This window comes from Kitasatospora sp. NPDC088351 (assembly GCF_040685575.1).
Lineage (GTDB): Bacteria > Actinomycetota > Actinomycetes > Streptomycetales > Streptomycetaceae > Kitasatospora.
In genome coordinates, this window is the sequence record NZ_JBFBIL010000034.1 from 16,542 (window position 1) to 30,002 (window position 13,461).

At 74.3% G+C, this 13,461-nt stretch carries 14 protein-coding genes; 7 read left to right on the forward strand and 7 right to left on the reverse strand.

Going from position 1 to position 13,461, the window contains the following annotated elements; all coding sequences use genetic code 11:
* Window positions 1–67: 67 nt before the first annotated feature.
* Together AB0P06_RS22910 and AB0P06_RS22915 are read right to left on the reverse strand one after the other, a co-directional pair.
* Complete coding sequence (locus AB0P06_RS22910) at window positions 68–955, reverse strand: DMT family transporter (RefSeq protein ID WP_363610143.1); 888 nt, start codon at window positions 953–955, stop codon at window positions 68–70.
* Between the two features lie 88 nt (window positions 956–1,043).
* Window positions 1,044–1,856 carry an SAM-dependent methyltransferase gene (locus tag AB0P06_RS22915; protein ID WP_363610145.1) on the reverse strand — a complete coding sequence of 271 codons (813 nt, stop codon included), beginning with the start codon at window positions 1,854–1,856 and terminating at the stop codon, window positions 1,044–1,046.
* A 329-nt stretch (window positions 1,857–2,185) separates the two neighbouring features.
* Between AB0P06_RS22915 and AB0P06_RS22920 the strand changes: the two genes are divergently transcribed.
* On the forward strand, window positions 2,186–2,923 hold the full coding sequence (locus tag AB0P06_RS22920; protein WP_363610147.1) for a sigma-70 family RNA polymerase sigma factor: 738 nt from the start codon (window positions 2,186–2,188) through the stop codon (window positions 2,921–2,923).
* Window positions 2,920–3,633 (forward strand): hypothetical protein, encoded by a 714-nt coding sequence (locus tag AB0P06_RS22925; RefSeq protein WP_363610149.1) that lies wholly within the window; start codon window positions 2,920–2,922, stop codon window positions 3,631–3,633. The genes AB0P06_RS22920 and AB0P06_RS22925 overlap by 4 nt, the downstream gene beginning before the upstream one ends.
* Before the next feature lie 48 nt (window positions 3,634–3,681).
* On the opposite strand, the gene AB0P06_RS22930 is transcribed toward AB0P06_RS22925, so the two are convergent.
* From AB0P06_RS22930 to AB0P06_RS22950, 5 genes are all read right to left on the reverse strand, one after another.
* Window positions 3,682–5,406: a condensation domain-containing protein gene (locus AB0P06_RS22930; protein ID WP_363610151.1), complete on the reverse strand. Its 1,725-nt coding sequence runs from the start codon at window positions 5,404–5,406 to the stop codon at window positions 3,682–3,684.
* 110 nt (window positions 5,407–5,516) lie between these two features.
* Window positions 5,517–6,446, reverse strand: a complete 930-nt coding sequence (locus tag AB0P06_RS22935) for a 4'-phosphopantetheinyl transferase superfamily protein (protein ID WP_363610153.1) — start codon at window positions 6,444–6,446, stop codon at window positions 5,517–5,519.
* A gap of 86 nt (window positions 6,447–6,532) precedes the next feature.
* Window positions 6,533–7,363 (reverse strand): hypothetical protein, encoded by an 831-nt coding sequence (locus AB0P06_RS22940; protein WP_363610155.1) that lies wholly within the window; start codon window positions 7,361–7,363, stop codon window positions 6,533–6,535.
* Window positions 7,364–7,367: 4 nt separating this feature from the next.
* Window positions 7,368–7,658 (reverse strand): acyl carrier protein, encoded by a 291-nt coding sequence (locus tag AB0P06_RS22945; protein ID WP_363610157.1) that lies wholly within the window; start codon window positions 7,656–7,658, stop codon window positions 7,368–7,370.
* Between the two features lie 107 nt (window positions 7,659–7,765).
* Window positions 7,766–8,698, reverse strand: a complete 933-nt coding sequence (locus AB0P06_RS22950; RefSeq protein ID WP_363610159.1) for a 3-oxoacyl-[acyl-carrier-protein] synthase III C-terminal domain-containing protein — start codon at window positions 8,696–8,698, stop codon at window positions 7,766–7,768.
* Between the two features lie 97 nt (window positions 8,699–8,795).
* Here AB0P06_RS22950 and AB0P06_RS22955 point away from each other — a divergent pair, with 97 nt between their 5' ends.
* The 5 genes from AB0P06_RS22955 to AB0P06_RS22975 all read left to right on the forward strand — a co-directional run bounded on the left by AB0P06_RS22955 (window position 8,796) and on the right by AB0P06_RS22975 (window position 13,412).
* Window positions 8,796–9,095 (forward strand): hypothetical protein, encoded by a 300-nt coding sequence (locus AB0P06_RS22955; protein ID WP_363610161.1) that lies wholly within the window; start codon window positions 8,796–8,798, stop codon window positions 9,093–9,095.
* On the forward strand, window positions 9,092–10,306 hold the full coding sequence (locus tag AB0P06_RS22960; protein WP_363610163.1) for a glycosyltransferase: 1,215 nt from the start codon (window positions 9,092–9,094) through the stop codon (window positions 10,304–10,306). The genes AB0P06_RS22955 and AB0P06_RS22960 overlap by 4 nt, the downstream gene beginning before the upstream one ends.
* Before the next feature lie 94 nt (window positions 10,307–10,400).
* The gene (locus AB0P06_RS22965) at window positions 10,401–11,396 is read left to right on the forward strand and encodes an ATP-binding cassette domain-containing protein (RefSeq protein ID WP_363610165.1); all 996 of its coding nucleotides are present in this window, start codon (window positions 10,401–10,403) and stop codon (window positions 11,394–11,396) included.
* A gap of 87 nt (window positions 11,397–11,483) precedes the next feature.
* A complete protein-coding gene (locus AB0P06_RS22970; RefSeq protein ID WP_363610167.1) occupies window positions 11,484–12,248 on the forward strand; it encodes an ABC transporter permease in 765 nt (254 codons plus the stop codon).
* A gap of 198 nt (window positions 12,249–12,446) precedes the next feature.
* Complete coding sequence (locus AB0P06_RS22975; RefSeq protein ID WP_363610169.1) at window positions 12,447–13,412, forward strand: NAD(P)H-binding protein; 966 nt, start codon at window positions 12,447–12,449, stop codon at window positions 13,410–13,412.
* Window positions 13,413–13,461: the final 49 nt, after the last annotated feature.

Sequence of the window (13,461 nt, forward strand, 5' to 3'; positions counted from 1 at the left end):
CGCTCTGTCCGTGCCTCGCCGTCCGTTTTGTCCGGCAAGCCACCTTCGCACGGCGGCGCCGCCCGGGCTACCGGGGCGGGACCGCCGCCTCCGTCTCCTGCTCGGCGGCGGCCCGGGCGCCGGCGGCGGCCTCGCTCTCCGGTTCGCCGAAGCGGGAGAGCAGGAAGGTGCCGCCGACGGCCACCACGAAGCCGGTGAGCGCGCACCAGGCGTAGCCGGGCCGGGCCGCGTCGCCCAGCACGACGACCCCGACCAGCGCCGGACCGAAGGTCTCGGTGACCGTTCCGGCGGCGGTCGCCGCCGTCACCGTGCCGCGCTGCAGCGCCAGCGCGTACGCCAGGTACCCGCCGAGGCCTCCGGCGGCGAGCGCGTACGTCGCCGGGTCGGTCAGGAAACCGACCGGGCCGGTGGGGTCCAGGACGCGGACGGCCAGGCTGGTCACGCCGAAGCCGGCCCCCGCGAGCAGGCCGAGGCCGGCCGCGGCGGCGTTCCCGTCACGCCGGACCAGGACCAGGGTGAGCAGCACCATCACCACCGTGGCGGCCAGCAGCGCCCAGTGGAAGACGGGCCCGGCGTGCTCGCGGCCCTCCCGGCCCGAGCCGAGTGCCAGCAGGGTGAGGCCGACGACCACGGCCGCGATCCCGCAGACGTCCCCGCGCCGCAGGCGGGCGCCGAGCAGCCGGACGGCGGCGAGCGCGGTCACCGCCAGGCTCGCGTTGGTGAGGGCCTGGACCAGGAAGAGCGGCAGGCTGCGCAGGGCGACGATGCTCAGGGCGAAGCCGGCGATGTCCAGTGCCGTGCCCAGCAGGAACTGCCAGGACCGGGCGAGCGCGGCCAGCAGCCCGGCCCGCACCCGGTCCGCCCGGGGGGCCGTCCGGGCGCCGCGGGCCTGGAAGACCGACCCGAAGCCGAAGCAGACGGTGGCGACCACGGCGGTGGTGAGTCCGAGCAGCATGGCTCTCCCAGCCTCGGCGGCAGGATCCACCCCCAGTCTGTCCCCGCGCCCGGCGGACCGCACCGGCGGTCGGGTGGGACCGGGGGCCCTACGGCTTCAGGGCGACGGCGGCGTAGGAGGCGGCCTCGGCGTCGCCGACCGGGCCGGCGCCGTCGCCGGGGTGGTCGGGGCGCCAGCGGGGGGTGGGGACGAGGCCGGGGGCGACGAAGGCCCAGCCGTCGAAGAAGCGGGTGAACTCGGACCGGGTACGGGCCTGCGCGGCGGTGCCGCCGGCCTCGTAGACGCGGACCAGCCGGGCGACCTCCTCGGGGGCGAACTCCGGGGTGACGTGGGACATCACCAGGGCGCTGCCCGGGACCAGGCAGTCCTTGAGGTGCTCGACGATCTCGTAGGCGCCGAGCGCGTCGGGGACGAAGTGGAGCAGGGCGTTGAGGGAGAGCCCGACCGGGCGGGTGAGGTCGATGGTCTCGCGCAGCCGGGGTGAGGCGAGCAGCGCGGCGGGGTCGGTGACATCGGCCGCGACGTAGGCGGTGCGGCCCTCGGGGGTGCCGGTGAGCAGGGCCTGGGCGTGCGAGAGCACGATCGGGTCGTTGTCGGCGTAGACGACCCGGGCCTGCGGGTGGATCCGCTGGGCGACCTCGTGCAGGTTGGGCGAGGTGGGGATGCCGGTGCCGATGTCGAGGAACTGGTCGATGCCGGCCCGGGCGAGGGCCCGGGTCGAGCGGTGCACGAAGGCCCGGTTGGCGCGGGCGGCGGCGCGCAGCCAGGGTGCGACGGCGAGCGCCTGGCCGGCGGCCTCGCGGTCGGCCGCGAAGTTGGTGAAGCCGCCCAGGTAGTAGTCGTACATCCGGGCCGAGTGCGGCACGTTCAGCCGCAGGTCGGCCCCGTCGTAGTGGCTCATTGCGCTCCCCCCGGGGTGACGGCCCCGGCCCGGGGCGTCGGCCGGGCCCACGACGGCCGGGCCCACGGCGGCCGGGCTCTGTGCGCAGGACCCGATGACAGGACCCGGTGGCAGGACCTTTCGATAGGTGCCCATCGCACCCGGGGACCAATCACCCCCTGTCACAGCCGGGTTCGAGGCAACGAACGATCATCAGATCAGAGAAGATGACAATCTGTGTTCGAATTGCAGCCTGGAGTGACAGAGCTGATGGAATGTCGGTGGGCACCAGACAGCCCCCACCCTCAGGCGGCCCGGCATGCAGACCACGGCCGCGGAAAGCAGGCTCGATGACGATCGACAGGGGTGTCCGCCCGCGTGGGCACCGGGGCGGGCCGACGGTGGCGAGCCCGGCCGGGGCGTACGGCGACGGTGGGTACGGTGAGTACGGCGGGCCCGGCGAGTACAGCGGGCCCGGCGGCTATGGCGGCTACGGCGAGCGCGACTACCGCGACGGGGGCCGGGGCCAAGGCGGACAGACCGCCGAGGAGCCCGCCAACATCCGCCTGGAGCTGGCCTATTCGGCGTTCTGCGAGACCCATGAACCGGCCTGGCGGGCACTCGCCCTGACCCGGATAGGCAACCGCGCGGACATGGCGCTGGTCGTCGAGGCGGTGAAGGAGGACCTCGCGCGCTGCTGGCCGCATGTGCTGCGGTTCGAGGAGCCGGCCGCGTACGCCTGGCGGCTGGCCAACCGGCACGTCGCCGACTGGGTGGCCGGCGAGGAGCCGGTCGAGGTGGAGGCCGTCACCTTCGCCGCCGTGATCGGCGCCTTCAAGGACGTGGCGAACGGCCTGCTGCACAGCGAGGCGGACGAGGTCCGGCTCTACGCGGCGATCCTCGAACTCCCGGACCGGCAACGGGATGTGATCGTGCTGCGCTATCTGCTCGGCCTGCACGTCAAGGTGATCGGCGCCTACCTGGGCCGGCCGGTGGCGACCGTCCACTCCAATCTCCGGCACGCCAGGGACCGGCTCGCCAGACGGCTCGGGGTCCGCGAACTGCCCGACCGGGAGGGCGGTCAGTGAACCCCCGGCCCCGGCCCGAGGCGCTCACCGAACCGGGCGCGCCGCTGCTGGTCCCCCGGGCCGAACGGGCGCACGCCGCACGGATCGCGGCGCTGCGCCGGGCCAGGCTGACGGCCGCCCCCGCGCACCTGCCGTCCGAGCACGAGCAGGCCGCCTTCGAACTGGGCCTGGTGGTCGCCCTGGTGCTGAACGCGCCGGACGCCTCCCGGGGCCTGGACCTCCTGGTCGACGCGCGGCGGATCCAGCCCGAGGGCGCGGAGGTGTTCGGCGCCCTGCTGTACGCCACGGGCCGCGCGGAGGGCGCGGAGTTCTGGTGGCGGTTCGCCGCCGGCTCCGGGAGCGGCACGGCGGCGTACTGTCTGCACCTGCACCACCTCAAGCTGGGCGAGACCGACGACGCGGACTACTGGCGGGCCTGGTCGGACCAGCTCACCGCCGCCGAACGCCCGGGCGGGACAGGCCCGTTGCGGGTGGGCCGACCGCTGCTGCCGGACGACGTGCGGCGCGACGTCCTCTCCCGCTGCCATCGCGGCCTGGCGCCGCGACTGCCGCCCGCGCTGGTCGCGGTGATCGACCGGCTGCCGCTCCAGGACGACGCGGAGGAGCCGGGTGAGGTGCCCAGCCCGTGGGGGCTCACCTCGGGCACGACCTCCGCCTGCTCCTGGGACGGCCCATGGGGCGACACGCAGAACAAGGAGCCGAACGAGTGACGCGGTGACACGTCCGGGTGAAGCTGCCGCCGCGCCGAGCGCACCCTTTCAGGTGAGCCGGACGAGCCGGGCGGCGACCTCCGGGGCGCGACCGCCCCCTTCGGCGGCCACCGGCAGGGCGTCCCAGGGCGGTGGAGCACCCGGCCCGGCACGGTGGACGACGTAGTGATGGGGGGCCATCGCGGTGTCCCGCCCGGGCAGGGCGGCGACCACGGCGCGGTGGGCGGTCAGCGGGGTGAGCGTGCCGTCCTCGGTGAGCAGCCGGGCGACCAGGCGGCCGTCGGTGAGTTCGACCCGTGCGGCCGCGGTACCGCCGAGGGCATGGGCGAGCAGGGCGCGAACGGCGTCCAGATCGATCCAGGAGCCGTCGATCCGGTGCCAGTCGCCGCTTCGGACGGTCGGCCGCAGGGCGGGCAGGGAAGGCAGGCCGGCCAGCGGCAGCGGACCGGCCGCGGCGGCCTTGAGGACGGCGAGCAGACCGTGCGCGAACTCCGCGGTCTCCGCCCGGTCGAGCACCTGTGGGCAGGTGACCAGGGCGAACTCCAGGCTCCCGGAGATCCGCAGGATGTTGAACATGATCCGGACCGGGATCGGCTGGTCGGGCAGCCAGGTGAGCTCGGGGTCGGCCACGGGCGCCGGGCGGGCGTCCGACATGGACTCCGGGATGGTGAGGCTGAGGTCGTTGACGACGACCTGCCGGGCGAAGCGGGAGCCCCGCAGATGGGCGACGTCCTCGATGGTCTGCCAGACCTTGGCGGCGTCCATGGTGCTGTTCCAGTAACCGGCGAGGGAGGCGGACTTGGCGCGGCCGATCAGCTCGTCGAGGTCGGCGGCGTCGGCGTCCAGGGTGAGCAGGGCGTCCTGGGCGAGCGTGCCGACATGGTCGGCCAGCACGGCCCGCTGACGGTTGGCGGACAGCGCCGAGATCACCAGGGCCGGCTGGTCCGCGCACCGGGCGACCAGGGCGGCGAAGGCGGCGAGCAGGACGACGGACGGGCTCGCCCCGGTCCGCCGGGAGGCCGCGGCCAGATCCTCGGCGGCCGCGCGGGAGCGCAGGACCACCGCGGCGACGCCGCCCGGAGGGCCGGTGATCCGGGAGTCGGCGAAGACGGCCTGCGGGCCGGTGGCGAGGAGTTTCTCCCAGTGCCGCAGGGACGCCGCGGCCTTGCGGCGGCCCTGGTCGCTCTGTTCGAGGGCGGCCACCTGCAGCGGGGTCCGCGCGGTGGCGGGCGGGAGCTCCTTGCCCGCGGCGAGGGCGAGCCAGTCCTGGATGAGCAGCGCGGTGGCCGCTCCGTCCGCACCGGCGTGGCAGACCACCACGATCAGCCGCAGCACCCGGTCGGCCTCGGTAAGGAGGGTGAAGCGCAGCCGCGGCGCGACCGTCAGGTCGAACCCGACAGCGACCCCGATTCGCCCCAACTCATCGGCCAGGCGGTCCAGTTCGACGGCCTGGAGGCCGCCCGCTTCCACCGTCGTGACGGTGAACTCGCCTTCCGGGCACACCTCCTGACGGTCGGGGAAGGCGCCCGGGCCGGGGCCGGGCGGGAAGGCGGTGCGCAGCGATTCATGGCGTTCGACGAGAGCGCGCAGGGCGTCGAGCGCGGCGGGCAGGGTGGTGTCGTCGGGCACCGGCCAGACGGACTCCTTGTTGATCTGCTCGGGGTTGTCGCGCCGGATGCAGCGGATCATGTTGTCCTGGCCGAGGGTGAGCGGCCCTGAGCCGCTGCTCGCGCCACCGTACCGGACCGTGATCCGTCGGCTGGTCTCTGTCACGTGATACGCGCCCTTCGGCTGGCCGGGGTCTCGGCGGGATGCGGATCGGGACGCTATCAGCGGCCCCGAGAAGTGGTCCAGACCAGAAATCTGGGATAACTGACGGATCGTCAGCTTTCTTGCCAGGCAAGGGCTGTCGGCGGATTCCAGGCTCGGCTTCGGACCCGGACCGGCCGCTCGCCGACGACCGCGACGGCGGCCCGGAACGGTCCGGGGACGGGGGTGTCGTGGACCTGGCACGGGCCCTCGCCCAGGGCGCCCACCTCGGCCAGGCGCAGCGGGGCCGGTCCGGCCAGCGGCAGGCCGAAGCCCTGGACCAGCCGCCCGCCGTACGCCTTGACGCAGGCCTCGCGGCGGCACCAGAGCCGGGTGAAGCGCTCGGCCCGGGCGGCGGGCGAGGGCGCATCGGCCAGGAATCGCGCTTCGGCGCCCGGGAAGTAGCGGTTCGCGATCCGGGAGGCCACCCGGGCGTCGCGGATCTCCTCGACGTCGGCACCGACCTCCCGGTGCTCGGCCAGCGCCAGCACGGCGAGGGCGCCGGAGGCGGAGTAGCTGATCCGCAACCGGCCGTCGTCGGTGACCGGTTCGGGCTTGCCGTGCGGACCGTGACGCCAGACGACCTCGGCGGGGTGAATACCGAGGCGCTCGGCGACCAGCAGCCGGACGGCGCCGTGGACGGCGGTGAAGCGGCGGCCGAGCAGCCGGTCGGGGCCGGCGGCGCGGGCGCGTTCACGGGGGTCGAGCAGGTGCCGAAGCCGCTGGAGCACGGGCTCGGGCTGGTCGGTCGGGATGACCCAGAGGTCGATCAGGTCGGCCGGGCCGGTCGGGTCCGCCCGGGCGATCGGGCCTGCCCGGTCGGGCAGTTCGGGCCGGACGGACGGGCGGGCCGGGTCGGCCGGAACGGACCGGCCGGGCAGTTCGGGCCGCCCGGACGGGCCGGTCGGAACGGCCCCGTCGGACGGCCGGGGCCGCCCCGCCGGGTCGATCGGTCGGGTCAGTTCGGGCAGGTCGGCCAGTTCGGACAGGTCGGGCCAACTCACAGGAACGGTCGGGCAGGTCGGGCCCGGAGGGTCGGCGCAATCAGCGCAATCAGCGGAATCGGCAGGGTCGGCGGCCGGCTCGGCCGTCACGGGCCGGGCCGCAGGGCCAGGGTGCTCAGCACGCCGAGCCTGCGGTCGTGGCCGGCGACCAGCACCGGCCGCTGTTCGGCCTGCCAGCCGGGCAGCCGCCCGGCCAGCTCCGCCCAGACCCCGGTGAACGGCTGGGCGGCGGAGGCCGTCACCGCCTCCCCGGAGTCGTCGCCCACCGCCAGGCCCGGGCCCAGGACGAGCGCGAGGCCCGCGCCCAGGGTCTCGGCCTGTGCCCGGACGGCCTTCTCCAAGGCCTCCGACGCCGGCTCCGGCTCCGACACCTGACGTACCGTCAGCCCATCCCCGTCCGCCTCCTCGCAGACCAGGACCACGACACAGTGCCGCTCGGGCAGTTCCACCGGCTCGGCCGGCCGGTAGTGCAGCGCCGTCTGCTCGACGACGACCACCACCGCACGGCGGCAGACCCCGGTGCGCTGGTAGTCGGCGGCGATCCGCAGCGCGGTGAAGGCGGCGGCCGAGCCCTGGTCGCAGACGGCGAAGGCCAGCGGCGAGCCGGGACAGGACCGGCTCATGGCGAGCGAGGCGGGGGCGCCGGGGCGGACGTCCGGGGTGTCGAACGCCAGGATCAGCAGGTCCACCGGTCCGCTGTCGGCCAGGGCCTCGCCGAGCAGGCCCTCGGCCATCTCCGCGTAGGAGTGCCCGACGCCCTCGCCCAGCAGGTCCTCCCGCAGCGGCAGGCCGTACGGGCGGACCAGGTCGGAGACGAAGACCCGCAGGTCCGGGTCGAGCGAGGTCTCCGACCGGCCGTCGACGTACCGCGCCAGCACCTTGCTGATCCGCAGGCCCCGGCCGGTCTCGGCGGCCACCCGGTCAGTCCTCGGGGATGACGTGCCCGGCGACGTAGTCGGCCAGTTTCGTCACCGAGCGCAGGTCGTCCTCGCCGATCTGCTCGACGTCCACCTGGATGTCCAGCGACTCCTCGACCTCCAGGATGAGTTCGATGGTGCCGGCCGAGGTGAGGCCGAGGTCGTCGAAGAGGCAGGCGTTCTCCGGGATCTCGGGGAGGTCGCGCTTGAGGACGCGGGGCAGCAGCTCGCCGATGCTCCGCAGGATCCGGTCGCGCAGTTCGGTATCGGTGGTCTGGACCGCGGGTTCTGACATGGGTGTCCCGTCCCGTCGTACGTGGAATGTGAATGGGGGGCGGCCGGCCGAGGTGGTCGTCCCCGCCGCGCCGATACGTCGCCCGGGCCCGCCAGGCTGACGGTACGTCAGTGTTCGACGGCCATGGCGGAGAAGGTGGCTCCGACACCGGCGGCGGCGATCAGGTAGCGGTCGCCGCGCTGGAGCAGCCCCCGCGTGGTGGCGGTGTGGAGATTGATGAGGCTGTCCGCAGCGAAACTGTGCCCGACCTTCGGCACGTTGTCCAGCACCACCCGGTCGACCGGGTAGCCGATCCGGCGGCAGATCATCCGCCAGGAGGCCTGGTTGACGTTGTGCGGAAGCACCGCCGCGAGGTCCGAGAGGTCCAGACCTGCCTGGTCGAGGGCGGCCTCCATCGCCTCGATCATCACCGCCGGGTACTCCCGCTGGTAGCGCGCGAGCAGGTCCGGGTCCTCGGCCAGCCGGCCGTCGAACTCCGGCCGGTGGCGGACGGCGTAGGAGAGCACCCGGTTGCGCTCGCCGGTGGCGCGGACCAGGCAGGCGGCCGCACCCTCGGCGAAGATCCCGGTCTCGGGTACCACCTGGGCGTCCTTGGTGAAGGTCTTCTCCCCCGCCAGCACCAGCGCCAGCGCCTCCGGATCCGGGTCGCCGGCCAGCAGCCTGCCTGCCAGGTCCACCGCCAGCAGGCCCACCGCGCAGGCGTGGTGGGTCACCGTGAAGGCGTTGGCGTGGGACAGGCCGTAGCGGCCGAGGAGCTGGTGCAGCGGGTTGAGCGGGTAGGGCACCGCCACCGGCATGCTGCGCGCGTGGATCACGAACCGGACATGCCGTTCGCGTCCGCGCAGCTGCGGTAGGGCCTCGACGGCGGCGCCGAGCAGGTCGGGCAGCGTCCCGTCCGGGTCCAGCCGTAACTGGTCCAGGCCGTGGAAGCGGCGAAAGAGTCGAAGTTGACGTGGGGTCAGGCCGATCCGCTCGCCCACCGCCTCGATGGGCACGGTGAGGTGGGGGAGGTGAACGGCCACTGCCTCCAGTGCTGTCACGCGGGCTAGTATTCCGACGCCCGACGGGTCGCACAAGTGATCTCGGGCCGTTCTGAGACTCACACGCCCCGTGCCGTCGAGCAGGTGGAGCCCCCCGATGACCGATCGTGAACCCCCCGATTCCCCCGCCCCGGTGAGCCCGGAGCTGATCGCGCTGCTGCTGGAGGCCGCCGAGGCGCCGCCCGAATGGGCATCGCTGGTGACCCCGCAGGCCCGGCTGGACGGCGACCTGACGCTGGACGAGGTCGAACTGGCGGCCCTGGCCGCGAAGCTGCGTGAGCGCTACGGCCCGGCGGCCGATCTCGACCGGCTGCGCGCCGGGCTCGACCTGGCCGGCCTGGAGGCCCTGACCGTCGCCGACGTGCAGCGGCTGATCGCGGCGCAGGTGCGCCGATGAGCCGCTTCCTGCTGGTGGTGCCGCCGCTGACCGGGCACATCAACCCGACGGTGGGCCTCGCCCGCGAGCTGACCGCGCGCGGGCACGAGGTGGCCTGGACGGGGACGGAGTCCGTGCTGCGGCCGCTGCTCGGGCCCGGGGCGACGGTCCTGGGGACGGGCACCCGGGCGTTCCGGGCGCAGGGCGGACACGGGCTCGCCGCCCTGCGGTCGCTCTGGGAGGGCTTCATCGTCCCGTACGCGCGGTTCACCGCGAAGCCCCTGGACGCCGTCGTCCGGGAGTACCGGCCGGACGCGCTGCTGGTCGACCAGCACACCCCGGCCGGTGCGCTGGTCGCCCACCGGCACGGGCTGCCGTGGGCGAGCCTGGCGCCCGGCGCGATGGAGCTGGGCCGGCCGTTCCGGACGCTGCCGCAGGTCGAGGCGTGGATGACCGGCCTGCTGGGCGGGCTCTGGCAGCGGGCCGGACTGCCCGGGGAGGAGTACACCGATCCCCGTTTCTCCCCCGCCCTGGTGCTGGCGCTGACCGGCTCCGCGCTCACCGGCCCGGAGCCGTTCCCGGACCACTACGCGCTGGTCGGGCCGGTGCTGGCCGAACGGCCGGCCGACCCGGACTTCCCCTGGGAGCGGCTGCTGCCGGGGCGGCGGCGGGTCCTGGTGACCATGGGCACGCTGGCCGGGGACATCGGCGCGGACTTCCACGCGCGGGCGGTCCGGGCGCTGGAGCTGTGCGGGGACGACGTGCAGCCGGTGATCGCCGCGCCGCGCGAGCTGCTGCCCGAACTGCCGCCCCACGCGGTGGCGGTGGACCGGGCACCGGTGCTGGAGCTGATGGCCCGCGGGGCGCTGGACGCGGTGCTCTGCCACGGCGGGATGAACACCGTCGGCGAGGCCCTGGCACACGGGATTCCGCTGGTCACGGCACCGATCCGGCACGACCAGCCGTTCGTCGCGGCGCAGGTCGCGGCGGCCGGCGCCGGGCTGCGGGTGCCGTTCGCCCGGGTCGCACCGGAACTGCTGGCGCACCGGCTGCGGACCGTCCTGGACTCGGCCGCCCACCGGGAGTCCGCCGTCCGGGTGGGTGCCGCGCTGCGCGCGGGCGGCGGGGCGGTGACGGCGGCGGACCGGCTGGAGGCGCTGGTCACCGGCGGGGCGGCCGCGGTGCCCGGCGCGGCGCCGACGGCCGAAGAACATGCACATCCATTGGTCTAGGCCATTGTTTCCCGACCGTCGGAGACTCTAGGGTGGGCGCGCAGCACCGTTTTCTCAGGTGCCCCGGCAGCCCATCCCAGCACGGGAGTTCTGGTTGATCGAGACCAAGGGACTGCGCAAGTCCTATCGCAAGAACACCTCCCGCAAGCGCGGTGAGAACACCACCGTCGACGCCGTCCGCGGCATCGACCTGTCCGTCGCCGCAGGCGAGATCTTCGGTTTCCTCGGCCCCAACGGGGCCGGGAAGACCACCACCATGCGGATGCTCGCCACCCTGATCCGCCCGGACGGCGGGCAGGCCCGGATCGCCGGGGCCGACCTGCTCACCGACCCGGCCGAGGTCCGCCGCCGGATCGGCTACGTCGCCCAGGGCGGCGGCACCACCGACACGGTCAGCGCCCGCGAGGAACTCGTCCTCCAGGCGAGGATGTACGGCGCCGCCAAGGCACCGGCCCAGCACGCCGCCGAGGCCGCGCTGAAGGCCTTCGACCTGGAGGAGTTCGGCGACCGGCCGTGCGTCACCTACTCGGGCGGCCAGCGCCGCCGGGTGGACATCGCGCTCGGGGTGATCCACGCGCCCCAGGTGCTCTTCCTCGACGAGCCGACCGTGGGCCTGGACCCGGTCAGCCGCGGCCGGCTCTGGGAGGAGATCCGCCGGCTGCGCACCGAGGGCATGACGGTCGTGGTGACCACGCACTACCTGGACGAGGCGGACGCGCTCTGCGACCGGGTGGCGATCGTCGACCACGGCGAGGTGGTGGCCGAGGGCACCCCGGAGTCGCTCAAGCGGGAGATCTCCGGGGACGTCGTGCTGGTCGGGCTGGAGCCCGGCGGGGCGGGCTCCGAGGAGGACGGCTCCCCCGCCGAGCGGGCGGCCCGGGCCCTGCGCGCGCAGCCGTACCTGCACCGGCTGGAGCTGCAGGGCGAGGACGGGCTGCGGCTCTACCTGGACGACGGCGCGGCGGCCATCCCGCAGCTGCTGCGCGTCCTGGACGGCGCGGGCGTGACGCCCGGCACCGTGCAGCTCCAACGGCCCAGCCTGGACGACGTGTTCCTGGCGCGGACGGGCCGTTCGCTGAAGCAGGCCTGACCCGCCGCGGCTCCGGCCCTGTCTCTCTCCCCCTTTTTCCAGCCCCTCTCCGCCTCCACGCTCCGACTCCACCTTCTGGGGACACCGATGAAGCTCGCCCGCGACACCTGGCTGGTCTTCCAGCGGCAGTTGCTGCTGATGATCCGCACCCCGGTCTGGATCGCCGTCGGAATCATCCAGCCGGTCTTCTACCTGCTGCTGTTCGCACCGCTGCTCAAGAAGGTGCTGGCGCCGGACGGCGCGTCCTCCTACGCCGATGCCTACCAGGTGTACGTACCGGGCCTGTTGGCGGTGCTCTGCATCTTCGGCGGCCTGTTCACCGGCTTCAGCCTGCTGGGCGAGCTGAAGGCCGGGATCATCGAGCGGTCCCGGGTGACCCCGGTCAGCCGGCTGGCGCTGCTGCTCGGGCGGGCGCTGCGGGAGATGGTGGCGCTGCTGGTGCAGGCGGTCATCATCACCGTGATCGCCCTGCCGTTCGGCCTGCGGGTGGGGCCGGTGAACCTGCTGCTCGCCTATCTGCTGCTGGGGCTGCTGGCGCTGATGACCTCGGCCGTCTCCTACGGCATCGCCCTGATGGTGCCGAGCGACGCGGCGATGGCCCCCGTGGTGAACACCATCGCGCAGCCGATCGCGCTGCTCTCCGGGGTGCTGCTGCCGCTCACCCTGGCGCCGGACTGGCTGCAGCAGACGGCCCGGTGGAACCCCTTCTACTGGGCCGTGGAGGGCATGCGGGCGCTGTTCTCGGGCCACCTCGGGGACAGCGCGGTCTGGCAGGGGCTGCTGGTGGTGGCCGTGATGACGGTGGCCGCCGTGTACTGGTCGGCGCGGCTGTTCTCCACCCGGGTGCGCTGAGCACCGGCGGAAGCGGGGGCGGGGCCCATTCGGCCCCGCCCCCGCTTTCGGCTGTCACGCGCCGTCGACGACACGCTGCGTGACCGGCTACGGGCGGGGAGGGGCCGCCGGATCCTGCCGACCGGGCGCGGCGAACGTACCCTCGTGCCCGGGGCCCCAGGCCGCCGGAGAGCACGACTCGATGACAGGAGGAGCCTCATGACAGGCGAGCAACCGGTTCTCGTGACCGGCGCCACCGGCAGTGTGGGCGGCGTGGGCAGGCTGGTGGCCGACGCGCTGCGACGGCGTGGCCTGCCGGTCCGCGCCCTCGTCCGGGTGGATGACGAGCGGGCCGAGGTACTGCGCGCACTGGGTACCGAGGTCGTGGTGGGAGACCTGACCCGCGGTGCGGACGTCGCTCGCGCGTTGGACGGCTGCGGGCGGATGTACTTCGGCATGGGCGTGTCCGCGCAGTACCTGGAGGCGACGGTGACCGTGGCCTCCGCGGCCCGCCGGTACGGCGGCCTGGAGGTGCTGGTCAACATGAGCCAGATGACCGTCTCGCAGATGGATCTCACCAGTACGGCCGAATCGGCGCAGCAGCGCCAGCACTGGCTGGCCGAACAGGTCCTGGACTGGTCGGGCCTGCCCGTGACACACGTTCGGCCGACCGTGTTCCTGGAGAATCCGCTCTTCCGGGTCTTCGCGTACGAGTCGATGGCGAGGGACGGGACGATCCGGCTGCCCTTCGGGTCCGGCCGCACCTCCCCCGTCGCGGCCGCGGATGTCGCGGAGGTCATCGCGACGGTCCTGGCGGACCCCGCTGCGCACGTCGGCCGCCGCTACGAACTGACCGGACCCGTCTCGCGGGACCTGACGGAGCTGGCCGCGGAGTTCTCCGCGGTGCTGGGCCGGCCCGTTCGCTACCTCGACCCGCCGTACGACCGGTGGGTCGACCGGGAGTTGCGCCCGCTGGGGCTTCCCGGCCACGTCTTCGAGCACCTGGCGACCATGGCCCGCCTGCACGCCCTCAACCGCTACGACCGCGCCACCGGCGACATCGAGCTGGTCACCGGACGGCCGCCCACGGGGCTGCGGGAGTACGTCCGGGACAATCCCGGGCTGTTCCCCTCGGCGGCCCGCGCTGACGCCGGAGAGAACCCGGGCGGGCCGGCCGGGCGGTAGTGCCGTATCCGTCGCTGGTGCGGCCGATGGTCCCATGACCCCGAACGCG

Bases quoted from the DNA above. Each gene is read 5' to 3' on its own strand.
- AB0P06_RS22910 (WP_363610143.1), bottom strand. From the start codon at position 955: ATGCTGCTCGGACTCACCACCGCCGTGGTCGCCACCGTCTGCTTCGGC.
- AB0P06_RS22915 (WP_363610145.1), bottom strand. From the start codon at position 1,856: ATGAGCCACTACGACGGGGCCGACCTGCGGCTGAACGTGCCGCACTCG.
- AB0P06_RS22920 (WP_363610147.1), top strand. From the start codon at position 2,186: ATGACGATCGACAGGGGTGTCCGCCCGCGTGGGCACCGGGGCGGGCCG.
- AB0P06_RS22945 (WP_363610157.1), bottom strand. From the start codon at position 7,658: ATGTCAGAACCCGCGGTCCAGACCACCGATACCGAACTGCGCGACCGG.
- AB0P06_RS22955 (WP_363610161.1), top strand. From the start codon at position 8,796: ATGACCGATCGTGAACCCCCCGATTCCCCCGCCCCGGTGAGCCCGGAG.
- AB0P06_RS22960 (WP_363610163.1), top strand. From the start codon at position 9,092: ATGAGCCGCTTCCTGCTGGTGGTGCCGCCGCTGACCGGGCACATCAAC.
- AB0P06_RS22970 (WP_363610167.1), top strand. From the start codon at position 11,484: ATGAAGCTCGCCCGCGACACCTGGCTGGTCTTCCAGCGGCAGTTGCTG.
- AB0P06_RS22975 (WP_363610169.1), top strand. From the start codon at position 12,447: ATGACAGGCGAGCAACCGGTTCTCGTGACCGGCGCCACCGGCAGTGTG.